The following is a 23,904-nucleotide window of genomic DNA, read 5'->3' on the forward strand; positions in this document are numbered from 1 at the left end:
CCCCGGGGGGCGCCTTTTCCGGGGCGCGGCCGGGGGGGGCCGGGGTGGGGGGTGGGGGGGGGGGCGTGTTCGGGGGGGGGGGGCGGGGTGCGGGGGGCGGGGGGGGGGGGGGGCCCCCCCGGGGCCCCCCCACCCCGAACCACTGCTCGGCGCCGTACGCCTCGAACCGCTCCAGCTCGGTGAAGCCGAGCTTGGCCGCGAGACGCATCGAGCGGACGTTGGCGGTCTGGGTGTAGAGCACCACCGGCTCACCGGGCCGTACGCCGGGGAACCAGTCGAGAGCCGCCGCGCACGCCTCGAAGGCGTACCCGTGTCCCCACGCCTCGGGCAGGAACAGGTAGCCGAGGTCGGTCCGGCCGGCCGCCCGACGGTGTTCGCTGCCCGGCGCCTCGGGGGCGTGCGGTTCGAGCTGAACGGTGCCGATCATCGCTCCGTCGAGCTCGACCACGAACCAGCCGGGGCGCCGACCGGGGACCTCGGGGACCACGCGTTCGAGCTCGGCACGCGGCCGATGACCGCCGCACGGTCCCGCGCCTCCGCCTCACGGAGCACGAGCCGATCGCCCCGCAAGGGGCGCGGGGAACTGCGCGAGCAACCCACCACCCGCCGCAAGTCCGCATCGCACCGAACCCGGCAGACGGAACCGTCAGATCCCCTGCCACTCCGGCTTGTTGGCAAAGGTGTACCGGAAGTAGTCCGCCAGCTTCAGCTTGGACGCGGCGGCCTCGTCGACGACGACCGTGGCGTGCCGGTGCAGCTGCAGCGCCGACGCCGGGCACACCGCGGCGACCGGTCCCTCCACCGTCGCCGCGACCGCGTCGGCCTTCCCCTCGCCCGTGGCCAGCAGCACCAGGTGCCGTGCCTCCAGGATCGTCCCGATCCCCTGGGTGATGACGTGGTGCGGCACCTGCGTGATGTCCCCGTCGAAGAACCGCGCGTTGTCGATGCGCGTCTGCTCGGTCAGCGTCTTGATCCGGGTCCGTGAGGCCAGCGACGAGCAGGGCTCGTTGAACCCGATGTGCCCGTCGGTCCCGATCCCGAGCAACTGCAGGTCCACGCCGCCCGCCATCGCCAGCTCCGCGTCGTACGCCTCGCAGGCGGCCTGCACGTCCTCGGCCGCACCGTCGGGGCCGAGGAAGGCGTCCATCCCGATCCCGAGCGGCTCCAGCACCTCGCGCCGCAGCACCGACCGGTAGGACTCCGGGTGGTCGGCCGGCAGCCCCACGTACTCGTCGAGCTGGGCTATGCGCGCCCGTGAGGCGTCCACCGCCCCGTCCCGGACCTTGGCGGTGAGCGCCTGGTAGATGGGGAGCGGGGTCGAGCCCGTGGCCACCCCGAGCAGCGCGGCCGGCTTGTGCCGGAGCAGCTGAGCCATGGCCTCCGCGATCAGCTCGCCACCCGCGGCGGCGTCCGGAACGATGACAACTTCCACGCTGGGCCTGCCGTTCTGAAGAGGGCTGGAGGGTCTGGAAGGTCTATGTGGTTTAGACCAATCTGATGGGACCAATCTAACAGAACCGACCCCTGTCGCCGGAGGTCGGGCGCAGAGAAAGGGGACAAGTGCGAGGTTACGTGAATACGTCAGATGGGGTGAATTGAGGAAAATTTCCGCAACGGGAGGCCGTGTCTCGCCCGGGCCGCCGAAAATTGCCCCGGACATCCGCCCCCACGGCCGCCCCCGGCGGGCTACGCTGCGATCGCATCAACTGTGAACAGTCTCCAACGCATGGACACACACCGTGGTCTAGTCCACAATTGCGTACGAGGGCTGAACGAGTACGGCATCAGCCGTACGGCACAGTCACACTCTTCCGTCTTCCCCGCACAGGAAGGCGGACCGAGGAACCGGAGCTCTCTGCCCTGACTGCCCCGGCTCCTCACCTTCGGCCGACCGGGACCGCACACCCCGCGGCCGTTGCTGCTCCGGGCTGCGGTGCCGGGAGGGTTGAGGGTCCCTCTCAGGCGCCGCGGCCCGCGGGTGTTTCCGGGCCTGCCCTTCCCGCCGTACTCGCCGGTTTTCGGCCATCCACATACCCCCAGGTACGCTCACAGACGTGCCCTCCATGAACGAACTGGTCCGCCAGCACACCGCCCTCGACGACTCCGACCTCGAGTGGCTCCATCTGCTGGTCTCGGAGTGGCAGCTGCTCTCCGACCTCTCCTTCGCCGACCTGGTTCTGTGGGTCCCCACCCGGGACGGCACCCGGTACGTCTCGGTGGCGCAGATGCGCCCCAACACCGGCCCCACCTCCTACCAGGACGACATGGTCGGCCACCTGGTCCCGCGCGGGCGCCGGCCCATGCTGGACATCGCCCTGGACGAGGGCCGGATCGTCCGCGAGGGCGACCCGGAGTGGCGCGAAGAGGTCCCCGTACGGGTCGAGTCCATCCCGGTACGGCGCGAGGGCCGGGTCCTCGGGGTCATCGCCCGCAACACCAACCTGCTCACCGTGCGCACTCCGAGCCGCCTGGAGCTCACCTACCTGCAGAGCGCTTCCGACCTGGCGCAGATGATCGCTGCCGGATCGTTTCCCTTCCCGAACCAGCAGGTCGACATGGACGCCTCGCCACGCGTCGGCGACGGCCTGATCCGGGTGGACGGCGACGGCATCGTCCAGTACGCCTCCCCGAACGCCCTCTCCGCCTACCACCGCCTCGGCCTCGCCGCCGACCTGCTCGGGCACCACCTGGGCCAGACCACGGCCGAACTCGCCCCGACCATGGGGCCGGTGGACGAGGCGCTCGCCAAACTCGCCAGCGGCTGGGCGCCGCGCGAGTTCGAGATCGAGTCCGAGGACGGCGTCATCCAGTTCCGGGCGATCCCGCTCAAGCCCAAGGGCACCCGCATCGGTTCCCTGGTGCTGCTCCGGGACGTCACCGAACTGCGGCGCCGCGAGCGTGAGTTGATCACCAAGGACGCGACCATCCGGGAGATCCACCACCGGGTGAAGAACAACCTGCAGACGGTCGCCGCGCTGCTGCGCCTGCAGGCCCGGCGCATCGACTCGGAACGCGGCCGGGAGGCCCTGGAGGAGGCCGTACGGCGGGTCGGCTCGATCGCCATCGTGCATGAGACGCTGTCCCAGAACCTGGACGAGCGCGTCGAGTTCGACGAGATCGCGGACCGGGTGCTCGCGATGGTCGCCGAGATCTCGCCGGGCAAGGTCACGGGCCGGCGCACCGGCCGCTTCGGGATACTCGACGCCGAGGTCGCCACCCCGCTGTCGATGGTGCTCACCGAAGTCCTGCAGAACGCCCTCGAACACGGCTTCCGTGAGGGCGACACCGGAACCGTCGAGGTCTCGGCGGTCCGCGGCGGCACCACGAAGGAGGCCCGGCTCCTCGTCACCGTCCAGGACGACGGCGTCGGCCTGCCCGAGGGCTTCGACCCGCACCGCTCAGGCAACCTCGGCCTGCAGATCGTACGAACGCTGGTGGAGGGCGAGTTGGGCGGCACCTTCGACATGGTGCCCGCCCCCGGGCGCGGGACCCGGGTGATCCTGGACGTGCCGGTGCGCCCGCAGAAGTGAGCCTCACGGGGCGGCTCCCGGGCAGCAAAGAGCCCCGGACCTGGTGGGTCCGGGGCTGCTCGCTCGTTGCTGCTCTTACTGCTAAGCGCATCGGGGGTACTGCGCGCTGCGGCTCGGGGGCGGGAGATGCGTACTCGCTGTACGCGCCGCCAAGCTCAGGCTGTCATCAGGGGTGGGACTGTCAGGCGGTGGCCTGACGGGCCCGGTTGCGGGCGGCACGGCGCTTCATCGCGCGACGCTCGTCCTCGCTGAGACCACCCCAGACGCCGGAGTCCTGACCGGACTCGAGCGCCCACTGCAGACACTGATCCATAACGGGGCAGCGCCGGCAGACGGCCTTGGCTTCCTCGATCTGCAGCAGCGCAGGACCGGTGTTGCCGATGGGGAAGAAGAGCTCGGGGTCTTCCTCGCGGCAAACGGCGTTGTGACGCCAGTCCATGGCTGCTACCTCTCCTTGGTATTACATGCACGTTGCTTGTGAATGTGAACGCTTTCACGAATCCCTCAACAAGTGAAGGGCCGACCGCCAGGTTCCCTGGCAGGGGTCCTGTGAGTTGAAGGGGGATTCCGGTGATCAGCGGACGCCGGTGTTGCGGGCTGTCCCGACCGCCACGTAGAGACTCGCAAACCTCAGCGACGGATACAACCCCTTCCGGAAAGTTTTTTTTGATTCCTCGGTGTCGACTGGGTCACAGCCGTACTTCCATGGGGTGGATCCTGGCCTAAACGTTCGAGTGAAAGGACTTTAGCCGGTTCCGCTCACACAATCACACGCAGTGCGCGGCGTACGCCTGTGAACGTCACGCTCGTACGCAGTCCTAGGTGGTCGCCGTCCATCTGGAGGGGGAGGGGCACCTTCGAATGCAAGGTGAACTGGTCCAGATCGTGCAGGGACACGGCGTGCTTGCCGTGGGGTCCCTTCTCGGGGGACGAAGTGAGCAACTGCGTGCCATACCGGGCAGCCGCGGCCGTCGACAGGCGGCTGAGACCGAGTACGTCGATGCCCTTATCGAACGAGGCCTTAGGTGACGTGTACATCGGACGATTGCCGAGATACGTCCAGGGCGAGGTGTTGCAGACTATCGCCACGACAAGATCCGTGACCGGGTCGGCGCCGGCCCGCTCCAGTGTGATCGATCCGTGCCGGCGGTGCTGCTCGCCGAGGAATTGCCGGACGACCTGACGAACGTACAGCGCGTGTGTGGATTTCTTACCGAGTTCGCGCTGCTGCTCGACCCGGCCGACGACGCCCGCGTCGAAGCCGAGTCCCGCGTTGAAGGTGAACCAGCGGGCCGGGACCGCCTCGTCCTCGGTGCCGGGCGTGCCGGCGGTCAGGCCGAGGCCGACGAGGCGCTCGCGTTTCTCGCGCAGCGCGTCCAGCAGGTCGCCGGTGGCCTCGACCGGGTCGTTGGGCAGGCCCAGGGCGCGGGCGAAGACGTTGGTGGAGCCGCCTGGGACCACAGCGAGGCCGGGCAGCCGGTCCGGGGCGGGTCCGTTGTGGAGGAGTCCGTTGACCACCTCGTTGACCGTGCCGTCGCCGCCGAGTGCCACGACGAGGTCGATGTCGTCGCTCTCGGCCGCGAGCCGCGCCAGGTCGCGGGCGTGGCCGCGGTACTCGGTGGTGACCGCCTCCAGCTTCACTTCGCTCGCGAGCGCGTGGATGAGGACGTCGCGCCTACGTGCGCTTGTGGTGGTTGCCGCCGGATTGACCACGAGAAGTGCACGCATGGATTGCAGCGTACCTACTGGAAAGTACCGATCCCAGACCGAGTTAGGGATCCGGTAAGAGACAGGGGCGTGAGCCTCGACACTTACGGGTGGCGGCCGAGGGCTACCCTTCTGGGGTGAGTGAAGCACCTACGGCTGAGAAGACCGGCGGAATCGAGGAGTCCCGTCCGCGGCGGCTGACGTACGCCGCCGCGCTGGTCGGGCTGGAAGGGCTCGCCCTGCTGGCCGGCGGGGTGTGGCTGGCCGTGCTCGGGGTAACCGGCAGTCCGGACGACCGGGGACAGGCGATCACCGGAGGAATCACCGTCGTCGTGCTGGCGCTGCTGCCGCTGCTCGCCGCACGCGGGCTGCTGCTGCGCAAGAGCTGGAGCCGGGGGCCGGCGGTGATCACGCAGATCATGGCGCTGCCGGTGGCGTACAACCTGCTGCAGGCCGACAGCGTGGCGATTCCGGTGGGCATCGTGCTCGCGGTGGTGGCGATCGCCTCGCTGGTGTTGCTGGTGAACTCCGCCACCACCCAGGCCCTCGGGATCAAGGGACCCGGGCGTAGTAGCTGACCTGCGGGGCGCCCTACTCCTCCACCAGCAGCTTCTCCCGCAGCTGAGCCAGGGTCCTCGCCAGCAGGCGTGAGACGTGCATCTGGCTGATGCCGACCTCCTGGGCGATCTGGGACTGGGTCATGTTGCCGAAGAAGCGCAGGAGAAGGATGCGCTTCTCGCGGGGCGGGAGGTCTTCCAGGAGGGGCTTGAGGGACTCGCGGTACTCGACGCCCTCCAGGGCCTCGTCCTCCGCGCCCAGGGTGTCGGCGACCGCGGGCGACTCGTCGTCGGTGTCGGGGACGTCCAGGGACAGCGTGGAGTAGGCGTTGGCCGACTCCAGGCCCTCCAGTACCTCCTCCTCCGAGATCGCGAGCTTCTCGGCCAGCTCGTGCACCGTGGGGGAGCGGCCGTGCTGCTGGGACAGCTCCGCCGTGGCGGTGGTGAGCGCGAGGCGCAGCTCCTGCAGACGGCGTGGAACGCGGACGGCCCAGCCCTTGTCGCGGAAGTGGCGCTTGATCTCGCCGACCACGGTCGGGGTGGCGTACGTCGAGAACTCCACGCCCCGGTCCGGGTCGAACCGGTCGACGGACTTGATCAGGCCGATGGTGGCGACCTGGGTCAGGTCGTCCAGCGGCTCGCCGCGGTTCCGGAACCGGCGAGCGAGGTGCTCCACGAGCGGCAGATGCATGCGGACCAGCCGATTGCGCAGCTCCGCGTACTCGGCGCTGCCCTCCTTCAGCCCGCGCAGCTCGACGAACAGGGCGCGCGCGCCGCTGCGGTCCTGAGGTTCGGCGCGGTCCTGAGGTTCGTGCTGGGTCGCCTGCACCACCTCCGCGGCCAGCGCCTCGTCCTCGGCGTATCGCTCGTGCTCGCTCATCGTCCCGCCCGTCGCCCTTCCGCGAGCCTTCGCCCCGGCTCGGTGCGGGGCCGCGACCCCGTTCCGCCCTTCCGGGGGCGCGCTCTGCACGGCACCCTCCAGACCGGCCCGCGCGGAGGGGTCCTCCGGGTGCGGCCTGGCCTGCTCCGGGATGCCGTCGATGCCGTCAGCCATGCGGCGGGAGCCGGCCCCGGGGTCTTCGCCCCCGGCCGGCAGCTCCCGTGTGCCGCGCTCTTCGTCCCGCACCGGCCCGTCCCCGTTCCTCACGCCGGCCCGGGTCCCGCGCCGCGCTGTTTGTAGAGGCTGATCGACACGGTCTTGTCCTCGTCGACGGCCGACGAGACCTTGCCCGCCAGGGCCGAGAGCACGGTCCAGGCGAAAGTGTCGCGCGAGGGGGCGTGGCCGTCCGTGGTCGGAGCGGAGACCGTGACCTCCAGCGAGTCGTCGACGAGGCGGAAGACACAGCTGAGCACCGAGCCGGGAACGGCCTGCTGGAGCAGGATCGCGCAGGCCTCGTCGACCGCGATGCGCAGATCCTCGATCTCGTCCAGGGTGAAGTCCAAGCGGGCGGCGAGACCGGCCGTGGCCGTGCGCAGCACCGACAGGTAGGCACCCGCAGCCGGCAGCCGGACTTCCACGAAGTCCTGGGTCGCGGGCTCGCCTGCGATCTGGGACACCCTCACCTCCATGGTGGTACAAGCTTTTCGGGGCCGAGGGTCGCCCCCCGGGGTAACGCACTACGTGGTTCAGCGGTGACGCTACCGCGCTCCGAACTTCTCTGTCCCCGGGACCCCAACCCCCTGGCGTCACTCACAGTAAACCTGTGGATACGCTCCGTGTCTAGAGGTCTGCCTTGCTCAATTGGGAAGAGCGCGCGCCGGGTTGACGTACCCCGGCGCCGAACCGTCGAACCGTCGCCGCTGTCGTCTTCAGCAGCCGTAGTGCAGTGTCACACGAGGACGTGGTCGACGAAGCACCAGCGCCAGTCCTCGCCGGGCTCGAACGTCCGCATTATCGGGTGACCGGACGATTCGTGGTGGCCTGTCGCGTGTCTTCCGGGCGACGAGTCGCAGCAGGCGACGTGGCCACAGGTCAGGCAGAGCCGCAGCTGCACCGGGTGCCAGCCCTTGGCGAGACACTCCGGGCAGGTCTCGTTCAGTGGCTCGGGTTCCGGGAGCGGCAGCGCGTCGCGGTGCGTGCACTGTTTCATGATTGCCAGATTACGACGGGTGTGCGGGTGGCCGCGCGGAAAAAGAGGGCGGGCGAGGACGATGGACGTGATGCCACTGCTGTTGCTGGTGGCGGGGAGCGCGGCGATCGCCGGAGCGGCCCGGCGCACTCCGGTGCCCGCGCCGCTGCTGCTGGTCGCGGTCGGCCTGCTGGTCTCGTACGTGCCCGGGGTGCCCGGCTACACCCTCGATCCGGACATCGTCCTGCCTCTGGTGCTGCCCCCACTGCTGTACAAGGAGGGCACCGAGAGCTCGTATCTCGACCTGCGGGCGAACATGCGGCCGGTGGCCCTGCTCTCGGTCGGATACGTGCTCTTCGCGACGTTCGTCGTCGGCTGGGCCGCCTACGCGATCGTGCCCGGGCTGCCGCTGCCCGCGGCGCTCGCGCTGGGCGCCGTCGTCGCGCCCACGGACGCTGTCGCGGCCGCCGCGATCGCCCGCCGGGTGGGGCTGCCGTCCCGGCTCACCACGATCCTGCAGGGCGAGTCCCTGCTGAACGACGCCACGGCGATCACCGCGTACCGGGTGGCCGTCGCGGCCGCCGTCGGCGAGGGTGCCTCCTGGGCCGCCGGCATCGGGGAGTTCCTGCTGGCCGCCGTCGGCGGTGTGCTCGTCGGCGTGGTGCTGATGGTGCCGATCCACTGGCTGCGCCTGCATCTCAAGGAGCCGCTGCTGCAGAACACGCTGTCGCTGCTGATCCCGTTCGTCGCCTACAGCGTCGCCGAGCAGTTCCACGCCTCCGGCGTGCTGGCGGTCGTCGTGGTCGCCCTCTACCTCGGCCACCGCGCCTGGGAGGTCGACTTCGCCACCCGCCTCCAGGAGGAGGCCGTCTGGCGGATGGTGGCGTTCGTGCTGGAGTCGGCGGTCTTCGCGCTGATCGGGCTGCAGCTGCCGGTCGTCCTCAAGGGCCTCGGCGCGTACGAGGGCCTCGACGCCGCCTGGTACGCGTTCGCCCTCTTCCTGGTCGTGGTGGCGGCCAGGTTCGTGTGGATATACCCGGCGGCCTTCCTGCCGCGCATCCTGTCGCGGCGGATCCGTGAGCGGGAGGACAACCCCACCTGGCGCAGCCCGGCGGTCGCCGGCTGGGCGGCCATGCGGGGCGTGGTCTCGCTGGCCATCGCTTTCTCGATCCCGCTCACCGTGCACGGCGGCGGCCCCTTCCCGCAGCGCAACCTGATCCTGTTCCTGACCTTCACGACGGTCATCGGCACCCTGGTGGTGCAGGGCCTCAGCCTGGCCCCGCTGATCCGCCTGATGAAATTCCCGCCCCGGGACGCCCAGGCCGAGACCCTCGCCGAGGCGAACGCCCAGGCCCAGGCCTCGCGCGCGGCCGAGGCCCGCCTCGACGAGCTCCTCACCGACGACCGCAACGATCTGCCCCCGCCGCTCGCCGACCGCCTCCGCACGGTCCTGGAGCGGCGCCGCAACGCCGTCTGGGAGCGCCTGGGCCAGACCAACCCGGTCACCGGCGAGTCGGTCGACGAGACCTACCGCCGCCTCTCCCGCGAGATGATCAGCGCCGAGCGCACGGTCTTCGTCCGGCTCCGCGACCACCGCTACATCGACGACGAGATGCTGCGCACCCTGCTGCGCCGGCTGGACCTGGAGGAGGCGGCGGCGTACCGGGAGGCCGAGTGAGCAGCGGAAACGAGAGGGCGTAAGACGGACGCGGTCCGCGTGCCCGCCCGCCGGTCAGGCCGTCAGCACCGCCGCCACGGACACGTCCCGCCCCAGGCCGCCCTCCCGCGCCAGCTCGACAAGTCCGTACAGCAACTTGGCGACATACAGCCGCTCCACCCGCACTCCGTGCCGCTCCTCGAAGTCGTCCGCGAAGGAGTCGAGTTCGGGCGTCGTGCGCCCGTAGCCGCCGAAGTGGAACCGTTCGTCGAGCGACCACTGCCCGCGCCGCCCCCCGAACGCCTCCGCCTGCAGCCGCCGTATCTCGCCCGCCAGGAACCCGCCCCGCAGCACCGGAACCCCCAATGCCCGCTGCGCCGGACCCAGTCCGGCGGCCAGTCCGGCGAGCGTGCCCCCGGTGCCGCAGGCGATCGCCACCACGTCGGCCCGTCCGCGCAGCTCCGCGCCGAGGGCCCGGCAGCCGCGTACCGCGGCCGCGTTGCTGCCGCCCTCCGGCACCACGTAGGCGTCCTCGGCCGCCGCGGCCCGCAGCAGGCCGGCCAGTACCTCCGGCTCGGACTTGCGCCGGTACGCCGACCTGTCGACGAAGTGCAGCCGCATCCCGTCGGCCGCGCACCGCTCCAGTGACGGGTTCAGCGGCCGGGCGGCCAGCTCCTCGCCCCGCACCACCCCCACCGTCGGAAAGCCCAGCAGGCGGCCCGCGGCGGCCGTCGCGCGCAGGTGGTTGGAGTACGCGCCACCGAAGGTGAGGACCGGACGGCCGGCCGCCGCCTCGATGTTCGGGACCAGCTTGCGCCACTTGTTGCCGATCAGCTCCGGGTGGATCAGGTCGTCCCGTTTGAGGAGGAGACGGACGCCGTGCCGGGCGAAACGGTCGTCGGCCACCGCCTCGAGCGGGGAGGGAAGCCGGGGGGCGAGTATGTCGGCGCTGGTCACGTCGTCATTGTCGCCCGGGGCGCCGGTGCGGGCTCACTTCAGCCGCTCCCCGACGCGGTCACGCAGCCAGGCCATCGAGAAGCCGCGCGGGTCCGCCTTTCCCGGCTGCCACTCCAGGTGCCCGATCACCGACCGCTCCGACCAGCCGTGCCGCCGGCACACCGCCGCGGCCACCCGCTCGATCGCCTCCAGCTGGGCCTCGGGCCAGGGGTCCTCGCCGTCGCCCAGGTTCTCGCACTCGAAGCCGTAGAAGTGCCGGTTGCCGTCGGTGTTCGCCTCGTTGTCGGGGGGCAGGGCCTTCTCGGCGATCACCGCGCGCAGCACGTCGTCGTCGCCCGGGCCCGCGTGGTTGGCGCGGCCGTGGCCGACCAGGTGGACCGTGCCGTCCTTGGTGATGACCCCGTGGCACAACGGGCCGGGGAGGTCGGGGTGGCCGTCGCGGCAGATCCGGACCGTGGTCCCGGCGCCCTGGGTCACCGTGTGGTGGATCATCACGCCGTGGACGGGGCCCCAGGGGCCCTTGTGGTTCCGGTTGTGGTCCCTCCAGTCGCCGACCTCGACGACCGTGACGCCCTCGTCCCGCAGCGCGTCGAGGAAAGCGTCCGCGGACATGGGTGGGGCCATGACCGCCTCCTTCGCATCTGAACTATCCGGATCTTCCAGATCTTCTGGGCTTTCTACAGAAGTCGGGCTTACCGGGCCAGCCTCGTTCGAGCTGTTCGGATCCTGTGCGAGTCGATCGGGACAAGTCGCCTGTCGAGGGGTGGGGGATGAGGTGATATGTCGGCATGCCCAGTAGTGCGATGATCTATTCCCGCTCTTTCGGGTAATGGTCCCGGCACACTCCGTGATGACAGGGTGGCCCGTGAGACCGATGCGTGGGCAGTTCGGCGCCCGCGCAGGTATGGGAGGGCATTTCCTTATGTCGGTAGGCGAAGAGGTCCGCACGGATCAGGGCAAGCCGCAGCAGTCTCTGGACACGGCGGCAGCGCGGAACCTGGCCACCACTACCAAGTCCGCGCCCCAGATGCAGGAGATCAGCTCCCGCTGGCTGCTGCGCACACTGCCCTGGGTGGACGTCCAGGGCGGGACGTACCGGGTGAACCGACGGCTCACCTACACGGTCGGCGACGGCCGCATCACGTTCCTGAAGACCGGCGACCGTGTCGAGGTCATCCCCGCGGAGCTGGGCGAGCTGCCCATCCTGCGGTCGTACGACGACGAGGAGGTGCTGGCCGAGCTGGCCCAGCGCTGCCGGCAGCGCGACTTCGCCGCGGGCGAGATCATCGCCTCGTTCGGCAACGGGACGGACGAGGTCCACCTGCTGGCCCACGGCCGCGTCGAGAAGATCGGCACCGGCCCCTACGGCGACGACGCGGTCCTCGGCGTCCTCGGTGACGGCTCGTACTTCGGCGAGCAGGGCCTGATCGACCCGGACGCCATCTGGGAGTACACCGCCCGCGCGGCCACGGCCTGCACCGTGCTGACCCTGTCCCGGCAGGACTTCGAGCAGGTCGCCGAGCGGGCCGACTCGCTGCGCGAGCACCTTCAGCAGCTGCGCGCGATCCCCGAGCAGCGCACCAACAAGTACGGCGAGAAGGAGGTCGCCCTCGCGGCCGGCCACAGCGGCGAGCCCGACATCCCGCACACCTTCGTCGACTACGAGGCCCGGCCGCGTGAGTACGAGCTGAGCATCGCCCAGACCGTGCTGCGTATCCACACCCGCGTGGCCGACCTCTACAACCAGCCGATGAACCAGACCGAGCACCAGTTGCGGCTCACCGTCGAGGCGTTGAAGGAGCGCCAGGAGCACGAGCTCGTCAACAACCGGGAGTTCGGCCTGCTCAGCAACTGCCAGTACGACCAGCGGCTGCAGCCGCACGACGGCGTGCCCAGCCCGGACGACATGGACGAGCTGCTCAGCCGCCGGCGCGGCACCAAGCTCTTCCTCGCCCACCCGCGCGCGATCGCCGCCTTCGGCCGGGAGCTCAACAAGCGCGGACTGGTCCCGGAGACCGTCGAGATCGCCGGCAACCGCATCCCGACCTGGCGCGGGGTCCCGATCTACCCCTGCAACAAGATCCCGGTCACCGAGGCCCGGACCACCTCGATCATCGCCATGCGTACCGGCGAGGACAACCAGGGCGTCGTCGGACTTCGGCAGTCCGGTCTCCCCGACGAGATCGAGCCGAGCCTCTCGGTGCGCTTCATGGGCATCAACGAGCAGGCGATCATCAGTTACCTGGTCACGGCCTACTACTCGGCCGCCGTACTGGTCCCGGACGCCCTCGGTGTGCTGGAGAACGTCGAGATCGGCCGCTGGAGGTGACGTTTCCGCACTTGGTGGCCGTGTCCCCGCCCTCCGGGGCGGGTACATCCTCGGGGTACGTGCCGAGGCGGGGCGGAGACGCCACCGTCCGCGTGCTCCGCGAGGGGGAGGCCATGGCCGAGTTCGTGACGGAACGGCAGCAGCGTGCCACGCAGCTGCCGCAGGGGAGGCCGGAGCCGCTCGACGGGGCCGAGGCGGCGGTGATCCTGGAGCGGGTCCGGGCGTCCGTCGACCCCGAACTGCGCACCGCCGTGGCATCGTTGCCCGGCTCGATGCGGCGCATCGCGCGCTACCACTTCGGCTGGGAGCACGCGGACGGCACCCCGGCGGACGGCAACGCGGGCAAGGCCATCCGGCCCGCGCTGGTCCTCGCCGCCGCCGACGCGCTCGGCGGCCCGGCGGCCCGCGCGGCCGCCGTACGGGCCGCGGCCGCCGTGGAGCTGGTGCACAACTTCACCCTGCTGCACGACGACGTCATGGACCGGGACACCTCCCGCAGGCACCGGCCCACCGCGTGGACCGTGTTCGGCGACGCGGACGCGATCCTCGCCGGCGACGCCCTCCAGGCGCTGGCCCTCAGGCTGCTCGCCGAGGACCCGCACCCGGCGGCCGCGGCCGCCGCCGTCCGGCTCGCGGACTGCGTCCTCGAACTGTGCGCGGGACAACACGCGGACACCGCCATGGAGGACCGGGCGCCCGACGAGGTCACCCTCGACGAGGTGCTTGCCATGGCCGAGGCCAAGACCGGGGCGCTGCTCGGCTGCGCCTGCGCCCTGGGCGCGCTGTACGCGGGGGCGGGAGCGGCGGAGGTGGCGGCGCTCGACGGCTTCGGCCGCCAGGCCGGGCTCGCCTTCCAGCTGATCGACGACGTCATCGGGATATGGGGCGATCCCGGGCGCACCGGCAAGCCGGCCGGTGCGGACCTGGCGGCCCGCAAGAAGTCCCTGCCGGTCGTCGCGGCCCTCACCTCCGGCACCGCGGCTGCCGCCGACCTCGCCGAGCTGTACGCCAAGCCGCACGTGCGGTCCGACGCCGACGAGATCGCGCGGACCGCACAGGCCGTGGAGCGGGCGGGCGGCCGGGACTGGGCGCAGTCCGAGGCGGCCGACCGGATGGCCCGGGCGCTGCAGGAACTCGCCCGCGCCGTGCCCGGCCCGGAGGCGGCGGGCGGTTTGCTCGCGCTCGCCGAGTTCGTGACCCGGCGCAGCAGGTGAAGACCCCGGAGCCCCCGGGACCGTGCGGCTCCTGACCCCGCACGGTTCTCCGGGGGCTCCGGCCCGACGGGTCCCGCGCATCCCCACGGTGTGCGGGGCCCGCCGACTACCGCCGGGACGCCTCCCGTCGCGGCGGGCGCGGCTGCCGGGCCCGGCCTACGCTGGGTGCATGGACAGCCAGGACCAGGTCTGTCCGGCCTGCGGACAGTCCGTCGAGCGTGTGGTGCGGCGGCACAAGACGCTGGGTGCCTGGGTTCCGGTCTGGGGACCCGGTCCCTGCCGCAATCCCGACTGCGCCCGGTACCCGGGACCGTCCCGCACGCGGGAGGCGCCCCCGCCGGCGCCCTCCCCGCCCGAATCCGCCGGCCGGCCCACGCCGTAGCGTGTCCGCATGACCGGACTCCCGAACATCCTGCACATCACCGAACGCGCCCTGTGGGAGGAGGCCCGCGCCCGGGGCGGCTACGAGATGTCCACCCGCGGCCGCACGCTCCAGGAGGAGGGCTTCATCCACTGCTCCACCCGCGACCAGCTCCCGCGCATCGCGGCCTTCCTGTACGGCGCCTACGAGGGCCCGGACGAACTGGTGGTGCTGGTCGTGGACCCGGCCCGGATCGGCGCCCCGGTGAAGTGGGAGGCGCCGGAGCCGGGCGGTGAGGAGTTCCCGCACGTGTACGGACCGATACCGGTCACGGCCGTGGTGGACGTGGAGCCCTGGCCCCCGCGCCCGGCCGGCTAGTTCCCGGCCCCCGGCACCTGATCCGGGCTCGGCAGGCCGCCGGTCTGCGGGTCGCGGCCGGTGAGGCAGTAGACGCCGCCCGCCGGGTCGCGCATCACCGTCCAGTGGCGGCCGTCGGCCACGTGCACGGCGCCGAGTTCCTCGTGCCGGGCGCGGGTCGCCGGGATGTCCGCGCAGGCCAGGTCGAGGTGGGCGGCGGCGGGCTGCTCGTCGTCCAGCCGCTGGAGCAGGATCCGCACCGGCAGCCCGGCCGGCGGCCTGAGCACCCGGAACTCCGGCAGCGAGCCGGTCAGCAGCTCCCAGCCGGTCAGCTCCGCCCAGAACGCGGTCTCCGGCTCGTACACGGACGGCGGGATGTCCAGGCTGACCTGGTCGAGCCTGCTGCCCGCCACGACCGGCGGCCGCACCGACTCCCCGTGCCACGGCGCCGCGCACCACAACTGCCCGCCGGGCGACCGCAGCACGGCCCACCCGTCGTGCTCGGTGACGGTCTCGGCGCCGAGTTCCCGGGCCCGCTTCACCAGGCCCGGCACGTCCTCGACGCAGAGGTCCAGGTGGGCCCCGCCGGGGCCGGACCAGACCCCCTGGAGCTTGACGCAGGCGTCGACGCCGGAGGCCGGCAGCAGCGTCACGAACTCGTCGTCCTCGCCACGGGGCGTGGACAGGAAGGTGCCGGTGACAGCGGTCCAGAACGCCTGGGCGGAGGCGAGATGCGCGGCGGGCCGGTCGGCGAAGGCGTACGTCCAGCGGATGCTCATACGGTGATCGTAAGTGCGCTAATCGGCCTCCCGGCGCTCCGTGAAGCGCAGCAGGTTCCCCGCCGGGTCCCGGAACGCGCAGTCCCGCACGCCCCAGTGCTGGTCCGTGGGCTCCTGGATCACGTCACCGCCGTGCTCCCGCACCCGCTCGTACAGCGCGTCGCAGTCGGTGGTGGAGAAGATCACCCCGCGCAGCATGCCCTTGGCGAGCAGTTCGGCCATGGCCTGCCGGTCGGCGGGCGAGGCGTCCGGGTTGGCGCCCGGCGGCTCCAGCACGATCTCCACACCCGGCTGCTGCGGCGACCCGACGGTCACCCACCGCATCCCCTCGAACTCCACGTCGTTGTGGACCTCCAGGCCCAGAACGTCCCGGTAGAAGGCCAGCGCCTTGTCGTGGTCGTCGACGGCGATGAAACACTGCGCGAGTTTTACGTCCATGGGGTCAGGCTAGGAGGAAACGCCCGGCCGTGCGTGCGGTCGGGCGTCTGCGGAGCGGCCGGGCGTCTGCGGGGCCGTCGCGTGCCGTCAGTACGGCCGGCGGCGCGGCCGGGTGAACGTACGGGCCACGCAGGACGGGACGACCGTGCTCTCCTCGTGGTCCCGCGCCCGGTACGCGCTCGGCGTCTCCCCGACCAGCTCGGTGAACCGCGAACTGAAGGACCCCAGCGACGTACAGCCGACGGCCATGCACACCTCGGTCACCGTGAGGTCGCCGCGGCGCAGCAGCGCCTTGGCCCGCTCGACCCGCCGGGTCATGAGGTAGCTGTACGGCGTCTCCCCGAAGGCCTTGCGGAAGCTGCGCTGGAAATGGCCCGGGGACATCAGCGCGGTACGGGCGAGCTCGGCCATGTCGAGCGGCTCCGCGTACTCGCGGTCCATGCGGTCGCGCGCCCGGCGCAGCCGCCTCAGGTCCTCCAGGGGGGTCACCCGCCCAGCATGGCATGCACATCGCACACACGACGGGGGTTTGTTTTTGGACGTGCGTTTGCCTCCGGTTCTCGCGTAATTGGCCCGCCCTTGTTTGCATAAAGGAATGGACCACATCACGTTCCTCGTGGCGGTCGTGATCGTCACTGCACTTGCGTTCGACTTCACCAACGGGTTTCACGACACGGCGAACGCGATGGCCACGTCCATCGCGACCGGCGCGCTCAAACCGAAGACCGCGGTTCTGATCAGCGGCGTGCTGAACCTGGTCGGAGCCTTCCTCTCCACGGAGGTCGCCAAGACGATCTCCGGCGGCATCGTGAACGACGCCAAGGTGACCCCAGCGATGATCTTCGCCGGCCTCGTGGGTGCGATCCTGTGGAATCTGATGACCTGGCTGGTCGGCTTGCCGTCCAGTTCCTCGCACGCGCTGTTCGGCGGGCTGATCGGAGCCGTGTGGGTCGGCGCGGGCTCCGGCGCGGTCAACTTCGGCAAGGTTGTCGAGAAGATCATCATCCCGGCGTTCGCCTCGCCGGTGGTGGCCGGTGTCGCGGCGCTGATCGCGACGTACTGCGCCTACAAGCTCACCGCCCGCGGCCGCGAGGGCTCCGTGACCAAGGGCTTCAGGCTCGGGCAGATCGGCTCGGCCTCGCTGGTCTCGCTCGCGCACGGCACCAACGACGCCCAGAAGACCATGGGCATCATCACCCTGACCCTGATCTCCGTCGGCGCCCTCCCGGGCGACGCCGGCCCGCCGGTCTGGGTGATCTTCAGCGCCGGTCTCGCCATCGCCCTCGGCACCTACATCGGCGGCTGGCGGATCATCCGCACCATGGGCAAGGGCCTGACCGAGATCCAGTCCCCGCAGGGCTTCGCGGCGGAGACCGCCTCCACGGCCGTCATCCTGACCTCCGCCCACATGGGCTTCGCGCTGTCCACCACGCAGGTCGCCTCCGGTTCCATCCTCGGCGCGGGCATCGGCCGGCGGCTCGCGGAGGTCCGCTGGGGCGTCGCCGGCCGCATGGTGGCCGCCTGGGTGATCACGCTGCCCTGTGCCGCGCTGGTCGGCGGCATCTCCGCGTACGCGGTCAAGCACGGCGGCAACTTCGGCACGGTCGTGGTCGCGCTGGTCGGCGCCGCGCTCGCGGCCGGCATCGTCATGCTGTCGCGCCGCAACCCGATCGACGCGAAGAACGTCAACGACGGCCACGAGGTCGCCATCCGCAGCACGCCGCCGTCCAGCGTCGGCACCGCCGCCTGACCGAGGGAGTTCCCATGACCATCGACTGGACCGCACTGGGCCAGGTCACCGCGGTGAGCATCGGAGTTACATTCGCTGTGGTGGTCGTCTTCGCCTTCGGCGTCCTCGGGCTCGCCCGCTACGAGGGAGCCAAGGAGCAGGGCGGCACCAGCGCAACCGGCGTCGCCCAGGCAGGGCTGTGCTTCCTCGCCTGCGTGGCAGTGGTGGCGTACGGCATCTACCTGATCGTGCCGCAGTTCCACTGAGACACACCGAGCCGCTGAGGAGGACTGGATGACGACGCCGGACCTGCTGTCCGACCTGGCCGACCTGGCCCATCTGAAGGTCGACTACAGCGACCCCGACGACCCCGTGCTCATCCGCCCGGACGGATCCCCGATCGACACCTGGCGGGAGAACTACCCGTACGCGCAGCGCATGGAGCGCAAGGAGTACGAGTGGCACAAGCGGCTGCAGCAGATCGAGCTGCTGAAGCTGCAGACCTGGGTCAAGGAGACGGGACGCCGGATAGTCATCGTCTTCGAGGGCCGGGACGCGGCCGGAAAGGGCGGCACCATCAAGCGCTTCACGGAGCACCTGAACCCCCGTGGCGCGCGCGTGGTGGCCCTGGAGAAGCCCACCGAGCGCGAGAGCGGTCAGTGGTACTTCCAGCGCTACGTCGAACACCTGCCGACCGCCGGAGAGATCGTGATGTTCGACCGCTCCTGGTACAACCGGGCCGGCGTCGAGCGGGTCATGGGCTTCTGCTCGGACGACCAGTACCGCCGCTTCATGCGCCAGGCCCCGCTCTTCGAGCGGATGCTGGTGGACGACGGGGTGGACCTGGTGAAGTTCTGGTTCTCGGTCTCGCAGGGCGAGCAGCGGACCCGCTTCACCATCCGCCAGGTCGACCCGGTACGGCAGTGGAAGCTGAGCCCGATGGACGTGGCCTCGCTGGACCGCTGGGACGACTACACGGCCGCGAAGGTCGCGATGTTCCGCGAGACGGACACCGAGTACGCGCCCTGGACCGTGGTGAAGAGCAACGACAAGAAGCGGGCCCGGGTCGAGGCCATGCGCAGCGTGCTGGCCCGCTTCGACTACGCCGACAAGGACGAGGAGGTCGTCGGCAGCCCGGACCCGCGGGTCGTGGGTGCGGCGGCCGGCCTGCTGGAGGCGGGCGAGGACGACCACGGCGGGCAGTAGCGCCCGTCACCCGACAGGGGCCGGCCGGACATCCGGCCGGCCCCTCCTCGTGCCTCGCCCGCCCGAGGCGGACCTCGTGATCGGGATTGCGCTCGTGAACGACCGCGCAGGGCCCCGCGCCGTGGGCCGGGGGGACCGGATGGACAGGGTTCGGCCCGGTGACCGATGATCCCTTGCATGATCCGCGCCGCCACCGAGAACGACGTCCCCGAGATCCGCGCCATGATCCGCGAACTCGCCGCCTTCGAACGGGCCGAGGAGCAGGCCCGGGCCACCGATGAGCAGCTCCGCGCGGCGCTGTTCGGCCCGCACCCGGCGGCTGGCGCGCTGGTCGCCGAGGACGAGACCACGGGCGAACTCGCGGGCTACGCCCTGTGGTTCCCCACCTTCTCGACCTGGACCGGAACCCGGGGCATGCACCTGGAGGACCTCTACGTACGACCGCACGCCCGCGGCGGCGGCCACGGCCGGGCCCTGCTCGCCGCCCTCGCCGCGTTCTGCCTGCGCAGCGGCTTCGAGCGTTTCGAGTGGTGGGTGCTGGCCTGGAACGAACCTGCGATCGGCCTCTACCGGTCGCTCGGCGCGGAGTTCCTGGACGAGTGGCGCATCTGCCGGCTGACCGGCGATCCGCTCAAGGAACTGGCCGCCGCGTCCTAGGCCTTCGTCCGCGGAAAGCGGCCCGCACCCGGAAAAAGGACCGCACCCGAACCCTCCGGAACCACCGTGAACGGCGGTCCGTCGGGCCGGGTGCGGTCCGTTGAGGCCTTGGCAACCGGTGCGGGTGCGGGTCAGGCCTTCTTGGTCTCCCAGAAGATCTTGTCGATCTCGGCGATGAGCTCCAGGGCCTTCTCACCGGTCTTCGGGTCCGTGGACGCCTTGGCGGCGGACAGGGCCTTCAGGGTGTCGTTGACCAGCTGGTGCAGCTGGGGGTACTTCTCGAAGTGCGGGGGCTTGAAGTAGTCGCTCCAGAGCACCGAGACGTGGTGCTTCGCGAGCTCGGCACGCTGTTCCTTGATGACGGTGGCGCGCGCCTGGAAGTGCGGGTCGTCGTTGGCGGCCATCTTCTCCTGCACGGCCTTCACCGACTCCGCCTCGATGCGGGCCTGGGCCGGGTCGTACACACCGCAGGGCAGGTCGCAGTGCGCGCTGACCTTGACCTTGGGGGCAAACAGGCGGGAAAGCATGGAGCATTCCTTCCTCGTGATCGTCTTCTCAGGTGGGACATTACTCCCTGGGAAGCCTGATTTCGCGAGTGCCCCCATGGGCTTAGGACAAAAGTCCAGGGTCAGACTGAGACTGGTGGAGGAACGGACCGGGGAGGTGCCGGGGATGCCGGAGCTGTCGCAGGAGACCGAGCGGGGGAGGGGCGCCGCGCTCTTCGGACTGGCCGAGGTGACCGGCCCGTCCATGGTGCCCACGCTGTACCAGGGGGATCAGCTCCTGGTGTGGTACGGGGCCCGGGTACGGGCCGGAGACGTCGTCGTCCTGCGTCATCCGTTCCAGCAGGACCTGCTGGTCGTCAAGCGGGCCGCGGAGCCGCGCGAGGGCGGCTGGTGGGTGCTCGGGGACAACGCGTACGCGGGCGGGGACAGCACGGACTACGGGACCGTGCCGGCGGAGCTGATCCTCGGCCGGGCCCTGTTCCGCTGGCGGCCGCGCAAGGCGGGTCAGCGTTCGCCGCTGGCGCTGGTGCGCTGGGCCGTCTCGGCCGCCAGGCCGGTGCTGCCCGAGCGCACCGGCCGGTCGGGGCGCTCCGCCTCCAGGCGTTTGCGGGCCCGGTAGGCGGCCACGTTGGCGCGGGTCGCGCAGCGGTCCGAGCAGTAGCGCCGGGAGCGGTTGGTCGAGGTGTCGAGGTAGGCGTTGCGGCACGGCACGGCCTCGCACAGGCCGAGCCGGTCGACGCCGTACTCGGTGAGGTGGAAGGCCAGGCCCATCGCCGCGATCGCGGTGTAGCCCGCGGTGGCGTTGGAGGGGTGGTCGGCCAGGTGCATGTGCCACAGCGGACGGCCGTCCTCGTCCCGGAAGTCGTGCCCGGAGATCTGCGGGCTGACCGGGAACTCCAGCAGGAGTGAGTTCAGCAGGTCCACCGCGAGGGTCTCCTCGCCCTTGTCGGCCGCCTCGAAGACCGCGCGCAGCCGGGCCCGGACCGAGCGGAAGCGGGTGAGGTCGGCCTCGGTGGCACGCCGGGCCGCCTGCTGGTTGCCGCCGAACAGGTCGCGGACGGCCTCGACCGAGGTCAGGGAGTCCTTGCCCCGGGCCGGTTCCTCGCTGTTGACGAGCCGGACGGCGTAATCCGAGTAATAGGCCAGTTCCACTTGTAGTCCTTACGCGGGCACTCTAGGGTCGGTCGTGCGGTCGGGTAACAGCCGGTCGTGCTTCCAGGGTATTACGGGACTTGTGCGGTGGAGGGTTGCCATGACGGACGCGCCGACGACCACGGCTACGGGCACGACCGGGGCCGACTGGGGTGCCTGGCAGGAGAGCTGGGACCGGCAGCAGGAGTGGTACATGCCGGACCGCGAGGAGCGGTTCCGGATCATGCTCGACATGGTGGAGGCCCTGGTCGGTACGGCACCCCGGGTCCTCGACCTGGCGTGCGGCACCGGCAGCATCACCGCCCGGCTGCTCGCCCGCTTCCCGGACGCGGTGAGCACCGGGGTCGACCTCGACCCGGCCCTCCTCGCCATCGCCGAGGGCACCTTCGCGGGCGACGACCGGGTCACGCTCGTCACCGCCGACCTCAAGGACCCGGAGTGGACCGCGCGGCTGCCGTACGACTCGTACGACGCCGTCCTGACCGCCACGGCCCTGCACTGGCTGCACAGCGAACCCCTCGCGGCCCTCTACGGTCAGGTTGCGGAGCTCGTCCGCGACGGCGGTGTCTTCATGAACGCGGACCACATGATCGACGACAGCACGCCCCGGATCAACGCCGCGGAACGGGCGCGGCGGCACCGGGGTATGGATCAGGCCAAGGCGGCGGGGGCGCTGGACTGGGCCGACTGGTGGCAGCTGGCGGCGCAGGACCCGGTGCTCGCCGGGCCCACCGCCAGGCGGTTCGAGATCTACGGGGAGCACGCGGAGGGCGACATGCCCTCGGCCGCCTGGCACGCGCGCGTGCTGCGCGAGAAGGGGTTCGGCGAGGCGCGGGCGGTCTGGTGCTCGCCCTCGGACACGCTGCTGCTCGCCCTCAAGTAGCCCTGGGCAGACGGACCGAAGGGGCGGTACGAGCAACCTCGTACCGCCCCTTCGGGTCGTACCGCTACAGCACCTTGGACAGGAACGACTTCGTCCGGTCGTGCTGGGGGTTGGTCAGGACGTCGCGCGGGTGGCCGGACTCGACCACCACGCCGTCGTCCATGAAGACCAGGCTGTCGCCGACCTCGCGGGCGAAGCCCATCTCGTGCGTGACGACGATCATCGTCATGCCGTCCTCGGCCAGGTCCCGCATCACGTCCAGGACCTCGCCGACCAGCTCCGGGTCGAGCGCGGAGGTCGGCTCGTCGAACAGCATCAGCTTCGGCTGCATGGCGAGCGCGCGGGCGATCGCGACGCGCTGCTGCTGGCCGCCGGAGAGCTGCGCCGGGTAGTGCCCGGTGCGGTCGCCGAGGCCGACCCGGTCGAGCAGGCGCCGGGCCCGCTCCCGGGCCGACGCCTTCGACTCGCGCTTGACCTGGACCGGCGCCTCCATGACGTTCTCCAGCGCCGTCATGTGCGGGAAGAGGTTGAAGCGCTGGAACACCATGCCGATGTCCCGTCGCTGCGCCGCGACCTCCTTCTCCTTCAGCTCGTAGAGCTTGTCGCCGTGCTGGCGGTAGCCGACCAGGCTGCCGTCGACGTAGAGGCGGCCGGCGCTGATCTTCTCAAGATGGTTGATGCACCGGAGAAACGTGCTCTTGCCGGAACCGGACGGGCCGATCAGGCAGAACACCTCGCGCGGCAGCACCTCCAGGTCGATGCCCTTGAGGATGTGCGACAGCCCGAACGACTTGTGCACGCCCTCGGCCTTGACCATCGGGGCGCCGCTGCTCGGCGGGGTGATGTCCTTGGCGAGAGAGCTCATCGGGCCACCTCCGGGCGACGGAACGAACCCCACTGGGCCAGATTCTTCCGCAGCCGCTGCAGCGGGGTGGGCGGGAGGTTGCGCGAGGAGCCGCGGGCGTAACGGCGTTCGATGTAGTACTGGACGATGCTGAAGATCGTGGTCAGGAACAGGTACCAGATGCAGGCGACGAAGTACATCTCGACGACCGCGAGCGAGGTGCTGGAGATGTCCGTGGCCTTCTTGATCAGCTCGGGGAGCTGGACCGCGTAGGCCAGCGACGAGGTCTTCAGCATGTTGATGAACTCGTTGCCGGTCGGCGGGATGATGACCCGCATGGCCTGCGGGAGGATCACCCGGCGCAGCGTCTGGCCCTGGGTCATGCCCAGTGCGTGCGAGGCCTCGGTCTGGCCTTCGTCGACCGACTGGATGCCGGCGCGGACGATCTCCGACATGTACGCGGCCTCGTTCAGGCCGAGCCCCAGCAGCGCGGTGAGGACGGGCGTCATCACCTGGTTCATCTCGTCCTTGTAGAACCCCAGGTTCAGGATGGGGAAGACGAGCGCGATGTTGTACCAGAGCAACAGCTGGACCAGGACCGGGGTGCCGCGGAAGAACCAGATGTAGAACCAGGACACCGTGCTGGTGACCGGGTTCGACGACAGCCGCATCACGGCCAGGATCACACCGAGCGCGACGCCGAGCACCATGGCCAGCACCGAGATGTAGAGCGTGGTCCAGGCGCCGGAGACGATGCCCTGGTCGAAGAGGTAGTCGGGGATGACGCTGTAGTTGATCTTCGCGTTGGAGAAGGCGATCCCGATCAGCACCAGGAGGGCGATGACCACGACGCCGGACACCCAGCGCCCGTAGTGGCGCACCGGGATGGCCTTGATCTGCTCCGGCGGCACGGACGGCGCCGGAGTCTTGTCGACCGTGTCAGTCACAGTGACGGCCCTTCAGTCGTGCCCG

At 70.8% G+C, this 23,904-nt stretch carries 27 protein-coding genes and 1 pseudogene; 12 read left to right on the top strand and 16 right to left on the bottom strand.

Features of this window, described 5'->3' with window-relative positions; all coding sequences use genetic code 11:
• Positions 1 to 121 precede the first annotated feature (121 nt).
• Both ACFY0K_RS19105 and nagB read right to left on the bottom strand, forming a co-directional pair.
• A pseudogene (locus tag ACFY0K_RS19105) lies at positions 122 to 603 on the bottom strand (GNAT family N-acetyltransferase); the annotation flags it as partial.
• A gap of 43 nt (positions 604 to 646) precedes the next feature.
• The gene (nagB, locus tag ACFY0K_RS19110) at positions 647 to 1,432 is read right to left on the bottom strand and encodes a glucosamine-6-phosphate deaminase (RefSeq protein ID WP_390640813.1); all 786 of its coding nucleotides are present in this window, start codon (positions 1,430 to 1,432) and stop codon (positions 647 to 649) included.
• 631 nt (positions 1,433 to 2,063) lie between these two features.
• Between nagB and ACFY0K_RS19115 the strand changes: the two genes are divergently transcribed.
• Positions 2,064 to 3,530, top strand: coding sequence for a PAS domain-containing sensor histidine kinase (locus ACFY0K_RS19115; RefSeq protein ID WP_351958044.1), 1,467 nt, complete (start codon positions 2,064 to 2,066; stop codon positions 3,528 to 3,530).
• A 181-nt stretch (positions 3,531 to 3,711) separates the two neighbouring features.
• Here the strand turns inward: ACFY0K_RS19115 and ACFY0K_RS19120 are convergent, their stop codons facing one another.
• Both ACFY0K_RS19120 and ACFY0K_RS19125 read right to left on the bottom strand, forming a co-directional pair.
• A complete protein-coding gene (locus ACFY0K_RS19120) occupies positions 3,712 to 3,969 on the bottom strand; it encodes a WhiB family transcriptional regulator (protein ID WP_010353616.1) in 258 nt (85 codons plus the stop codon).
• 320 nt (positions 3,970 to 4,289) lie between these two features.
• The gene (locus ACFY0K_RS19125) at positions 4,290 to 5,258 is read right to left on the bottom strand and encodes a diacylglycerol kinase family protein (RefSeq protein ID WP_351957892.1); all 969 of its coding nucleotides are present in this window, start codon (positions 5,256 to 5,258) and stop codon (positions 4,290 to 4,292) included.
• A 116-nt stretch (positions 5,259 to 5,374) separates the two neighbouring features.
• Between ACFY0K_RS19125 and ACFY0K_RS19130 the strand changes: the two genes are divergently transcribed.
• Positions 5,375 to 5,815, top strand: a complete 441-nt coding sequence (locus ACFY0K_RS19130) for a hypothetical protein (protein WP_390640814.1) — start codon at positions 5,375 to 5,377, stop codon at positions 5,813 to 5,815.
• A gap of 13 nt (positions 5,816 to 5,828) precedes the next feature.
• Here ACFY0K_RS19130 and ACFY0K_RS19135 read toward each other — a convergent pair whose 3' ends face one another.
• The 3 genes from ACFY0K_RS19135 to ACFY0K_RS19145 form a co-directional block, all read right to left on the bottom strand.
• Entirely contained in the window at positions 5,829 to 6,941 is a 1,113-nt protein-coding gene (locus ACFY0K_RS19135) for an RNA polymerase sigma factor SigF (protein WP_390640816.1), read from the bottom strand.
• Positions 6,938 to 7,351: an anti-sigma regulatory factor gene (locus ACFY0K_RS19140; RefSeq protein ID WP_004925829.1), complete on the bottom strand. Its 414-nt coding sequence runs from the start codon at positions 7,349 to 7,351 to the stop codon at positions 6,938 to 6,940. The genes ACFY0K_RS19135 and ACFY0K_RS19140 overlap by 4 nt, the downstream gene beginning before the upstream one ends.
• Before the next feature lie 272 nt (positions 7,352 to 7,623).
• Positions 7,624 to 7,884, bottom strand: coding sequence for a UBP-type zinc finger domain-containing protein (locus ACFY0K_RS19145; RefSeq protein ID WP_382719331.1), 261 nt, complete (start codon positions 7,882 to 7,884; stop codon positions 7,624 to 7,626).
• A gap of 61 nt (positions 7,885 to 7,945) precedes the next feature.
• On the opposite strand from ACFY0K_RS19145, the gene ACFY0K_RS19150 reads away from it, so the two are divergent.
• Positions 7,946 to 9,541: a Na+/H+ antiporter gene (locus ACFY0K_RS19150; protein WP_390640817.1), complete on the top strand. Its 1,596-nt coding sequence runs from the start codon at positions 7,946 to 7,948 to the stop codon at positions 9,539 to 9,541.
• A gap of 54 nt (positions 9,542 to 9,595) precedes the next feature.
• Here ACFY0K_RS19150 and ACFY0K_RS19155 read toward each other — a convergent pair whose 3' ends face one another.
• Positions 9,596 to 10,477 (bottom strand): 1-aminocyclopropane-1-carboxylate deaminase/D-cysteine desulfhydrase, encoded by an 882-nt coding sequence (locus ACFY0K_RS19155; protein WP_390640818.1) that lies wholly within the window; start codon positions 10,475 to 10,477, stop codon positions 9,596 to 9,598.
• 33 nt (positions 10,478 to 10,510) lie between these two features.
• A complete protein-coding gene (locus ACFY0K_RS19160) occupies positions 10,511 to 11,101 on the bottom strand; it encodes an N-acetylmuramoyl-L-alanine amidase (protein WP_390640819.1) in 591 nt (196 codons plus the stop codon).
• A gap of 298 nt (positions 11,102 to 11,399) precedes the next feature.
• Here ACFY0K_RS19160 and ACFY0K_RS19165 point away from each other — a divergent pair, with 298 nt between their 5' ends.
• From ACFY0K_RS19165 to ACFY0K_RS19175, 3 genes are all read left to right on the top strand, one after another.
• Positions 11,400 to 12,806 (top strand): family 2B encapsulin nanocompartment shell protein, encoded by a 1,407-nt coding sequence (locus ACFY0K_RS19165; RefSeq protein WP_390640820.1) that lies wholly within the window; start codon positions 11,400 to 11,402, stop codon positions 12,804 to 12,806.
• A gap of 113 nt (positions 12,807 to 12,919) precedes the next feature.
• Positions 12,920 to 14,020 (top strand): family 2 encapsulin nanocompartment cargo protein polyprenyl transferase, encoded by a 1,101-nt coding sequence (locus tag ACFY0K_RS19170; RefSeq protein ID WP_390640821.1) that lies wholly within the window; start codon positions 12,920 to 12,922, stop codon positions 14,018 to 14,020.
• Between the two features lie 391 nt (positions 14,021 to 14,411).
• Entirely contained in the window at positions 14,412 to 14,759 is a 348-nt protein-coding gene (locus ACFY0K_RS19175) for a DUF952 domain-containing protein (protein ID WP_390640822.1), read from the top strand.
• Here the strand turns inward: ACFY0K_RS19175 and ACFY0K_RS19180 are convergent.
• From ACFY0K_RS19180 to ACFY0K_RS19190, 3 genes are all read right to left on the bottom strand, one after another.
• Positions 14,756 to 15,517, bottom strand: coding sequence for a VOC family protein (locus ACFY0K_RS19180; RefSeq protein WP_390640823.1), 762 nt, complete (start codon positions 15,515 to 15,517; stop codon positions 14,756 to 14,758). The two genes, ACFY0K_RS19175 and ACFY0K_RS19180, sit on opposite strands and share 4 nt — an antisense overlap.
• A gap of 18 nt (positions 15,518 to 15,535) precedes the next feature.
• Positions 15,536 to 15,955, bottom strand: coding sequence for a VOC family protein (locus ACFY0K_RS19185; RefSeq protein WP_390640824.1), 420 nt, complete (start codon positions 15,953 to 15,955; stop codon positions 15,536 to 15,538).
• Between the two features lie 87 nt (positions 15,956 to 16,042).
• Entirely contained in the window at positions 16,043 to 16,396 is a 354-nt protein-coding gene (locus ACFY0K_RS19190; RefSeq protein ID WP_390640969.1) for a helix-turn-helix transcriptional regulator, read from the bottom strand.
• Positions 16,397 to 16,550: 154 nt separating this feature from the next.
• Here ACFY0K_RS19190 and ACFY0K_RS19195 point away from each other — a divergent pair, with 154 nt between their 5' ends.
• From ACFY0K_RS19195 to ACFY0K_RS19210, 4 genes are all read left to right on the top strand, one after another.
• A complete protein-coding gene (locus ACFY0K_RS19195; protein WP_390640825.1) occupies positions 16,551 to 17,705 on the top strand; it encodes an anion permease in 1,155 nt (384 codons plus the stop codon).
• 14 nt (positions 17,706 to 17,719) lie between these two features.
• Positions 17,720 to 17,950, top strand: a complete 231-nt coding sequence (locus ACFY0K_RS19200) for a hypothetical protein (protein ID WP_390640826.1) — start codon at positions 17,720 to 17,722, stop codon at positions 17,948 to 17,950.
• A gap of 28 nt (positions 17,951 to 17,978) precedes the next feature.
• Complete coding sequence (ppk2, locus tag ACFY0K_RS19205; RefSeq protein ID WP_390640827.1) at positions 17,979 to 18,890, top strand: polyphosphate kinase 2; 912 nt, start codon at positions 17,979 to 17,981, stop codon at positions 18,888 to 18,890.
• Positions 18,891 to 19,067: 177 nt separating this feature from the next.
• Positions 19,068 to 19,547: a GNAT family N-acetyltransferase gene (locus ACFY0K_RS19210; protein WP_390640828.1), complete on the top strand. Its 480-nt coding sequence runs from the start codon at positions 19,068 to 19,070 to the stop codon at positions 19,545 to 19,547.
• Between the two features lie 131 nt (positions 19,548 to 19,678).
• Here the strand turns inward: ACFY0K_RS19210 and sodN are convergent, their stop codons facing one another.
• A complete protein-coding gene (sodN, locus tag ACFY0K_RS19215; protein ID WP_020130742.1) occupies positions 19,679 to 20,074 on the bottom strand; it encodes a superoxide dismutase, Ni in 396 nt (131 codons plus the stop codon).
• Between the two features lie 145 nt (positions 20,075 to 20,219).
• Here sodN and sodX point away from each other — a divergent pair, with 145 nt between their 5' ends.
• The gene (sodX, locus tag ACFY0K_RS19220; protein WP_351958042.1) at positions 20,220 to 20,672 is read left to right on the top strand and encodes a nickel-type superoxide dismutase maturation protease; all 453 of its coding nucleotides are present in this window, start codon (positions 20,220 to 20,222) and stop codon (positions 20,670 to 20,672) included.
• Here sodX and ACFY0K_RS19225 read toward each other — a convergent pair.
• A complete protein-coding gene (locus ACFY0K_RS19225) occupies positions 20,558 to 21,205 on the bottom strand; it encodes an ABATE domain-containing protein (protein WP_143063666.1) in 648 nt (215 codons plus the stop codon). The genes sodX and ACFY0K_RS19225 overlap by 115 nt on opposite strands.
• 100 nt (positions 21,206 to 21,305) lie before the next feature.
• Between ACFY0K_RS19225 and ACFY0K_RS19230 the strand changes: the two genes are divergently transcribed.
• Positions 21,306 to 22,088: a class I SAM-dependent methyltransferase gene (locus ACFY0K_RS19230; protein WP_390640829.1), complete on the top strand. Its 783-nt coding sequence runs from the start codon at positions 21,306 to 21,308 to the stop codon at positions 22,086 to 22,088.
• A gap of 64 nt (positions 22,089 to 22,152) precedes the next feature.
• Here the strand turns inward: ACFY0K_RS19230 and ACFY0K_RS19235 are convergent, their stop codons facing one another.
• Together ACFY0K_RS19235 and ACFY0K_RS19240 are read right to left on the bottom strand one after the other, a co-directional pair.
• Positions 22,153 to 22,953, bottom strand: a complete 801-nt coding sequence (locus ACFY0K_RS19235) for an amino acid ABC transporter ATP-binding protein (protein ID WP_390640830.1) — start codon at positions 22,951 to 22,953, stop codon at positions 22,153 to 22,155.
• Entirely contained in the window at positions 22,950 to 23,879 is a 930-nt protein-coding gene (locus tag ACFY0K_RS19240; RefSeq protein WP_390640831.1) for an amino acid ABC transporter permease, read from the bottom strand. The genes ACFY0K_RS19235 and ACFY0K_RS19240 overlap by 4 nt, the downstream gene beginning before the upstream one ends.
• Positions 23,880 to 23,904: the final 25 nt, after the last annotated feature.

The sequence above is a fragment of the Streptomyces sp. NPDC001507 genome, assembly GCF_042894765.1.
Classification (GTDB): domain Bacteria; phylum Actinomycetota; class Actinomycetes; order Streptomycetales; family Streptomycetaceae; genus Streptomyces.

What these genes read in the sequence shown, in the direction of transcription:
- ACFY0K_RS19165 (WP_390640820.1), top strand. Translation starts at nt 11,400, where the DNA reads ATGTCGGTAGGCGAAGAGGTCCGCACGGATCAGGGCAAGCCGCAGCAG.
- ACFY0K_RS19185 (WP_390640824.1), bottom strand. Translation starts at nt 15,955, where the DNA reads ATGGACGTAAAACTCGCGCAGTGTTTCATCGCCGTCGACGACCACGAC.
- ACFY0K_RS19145 (WP_382719331.1), bottom strand. Translation starts at nt 7,884, where the DNA reads ATGAAACAGTGCACGCACCGCGACGCGCTGCCGCTCCCGGAACCCGAG.
- ACFY0K_RS19160 (WP_390640819.1), bottom strand. Translation starts at nt 11,101, where the DNA reads ATGGCCCCACCCATGTCCGCGGACGCTTTCCTCGACGCGCTGCGGGAC.
- ACFY0K_RS19115 (WP_351958044.1), top strand. Translation starts at nt 2,064, where the DNA reads ATGAACGAACTGGTCCGCCAGCACACCGCCCTCGACGACTCCGACCTC.
- ACFY0K_RS19120 (WP_010353616.1), bottom strand. Translation starts at nt 3,969, where the DNA reads ATGGACTGGCGTCACAACGCCGTTTGCCGCGAGGAAGACCCCGAGCTC.
- ACFY0K_RS19210 (WP_390640828.1), top strand. Translation starts at nt 19,068, where the DNA reads ATGATCCGCGCCGCCACCGAGAACGACGTCCCCGAGATCCGCGCCATG.
- ACFY0K_RS19175 (WP_390640822.1), top strand. Translation starts at nt 14,412, where the DNA reads ATGACCGGACTCCCGAACATCCTGCACATCACCGAACGCGCCCTGTGG.
- ACFY0K_RS19125 (WP_351957892.1), bottom strand. Translation starts at nt 5,258, where the DNA reads ATGCGTGCACTTCTCGTGGTCAATCCGGCGGCAACCACCACAAGCGCA.
- ACFY0K_RS19180 (WP_390640823.1), bottom strand. Translation starts at nt 15,517, where the DNA reads ATGAGCATCCGCTGGACGTACGCCTTCGCCGACCGGCCCGCCGCGCAT.
- ACFY0K_RS19235 (WP_390640830.1), bottom strand. Translation starts at nt 22,953, where the DNA reads ATGAGCTCTCTCGCCAAGGACATCACCCCGCCGAGCAGCGGCGCCCCG.
- ACFY0K_RS19230 (WP_390640829.1), top strand. Translation starts at nt 21,306, where the DNA reads ATGACGGACGCGCCGACGACCACGGCTACGGGCACGACCGGGGCCGAC.
- ACFY0K_RS19170 (WP_390640821.1), top strand. Translation starts at nt 12,920, where the DNA reads ATGGCCGAGTTCGTGACGGAACGGCAGCAGCGTGCCACGCAGCTGCCG.
- sodX (WP_351958042.1), top strand. Translation starts at nt 20,220, where the DNA reads ATGCCGGAGCTGTCGCAGGAGACCGAGCGGGGGAGGGGCGCCGCGCTC.
- ACFY0K_RS19195 (WP_390640825.1), top strand. Translation starts at nt 16,551, where the DNA reads ATGGACCACATCACGTTCCTCGTGGCGGTCGTGATCGTCACTGCACTT.
- ACFY0K_RS19190 (WP_390640969.1), bottom strand. Translation starts at nt 16,396, where the DNA reads ATGGACCGCGAGTACGCGGAGCCGCTCGACATGGCCGAGCTCGCCCGT.
- ACFY0K_RS19150 (WP_390640817.1), top strand. Translation starts at nt 7,946, where the DNA reads ATGGACGTGATGCCACTGCTGTTGCTGGTGGCGGGGAGCGCGGCGATC.
- sodN (WP_020130742.1), bottom strand. Translation starts at nt 20,074, where the DNA reads ATGCTTTCCCGCCTGTTTGCCCCCAAGGTCAAGGTCAGCGCGCACTGC.
- ppk2 (WP_390640827.1), top strand. Translation starts at nt 17,979, where the DNA reads ATGACGACGCCGGACCTGCTGTCCGACCTGGCCGACCTGGCCCATCTG.
- ACFY0K_RS19200 (WP_390640826.1), top strand. Translation starts at nt 17,720, where the DNA reads ATGACCATCGACTGGACCGCACTGGGCCAGGTCACCGCGGTGAGCATC.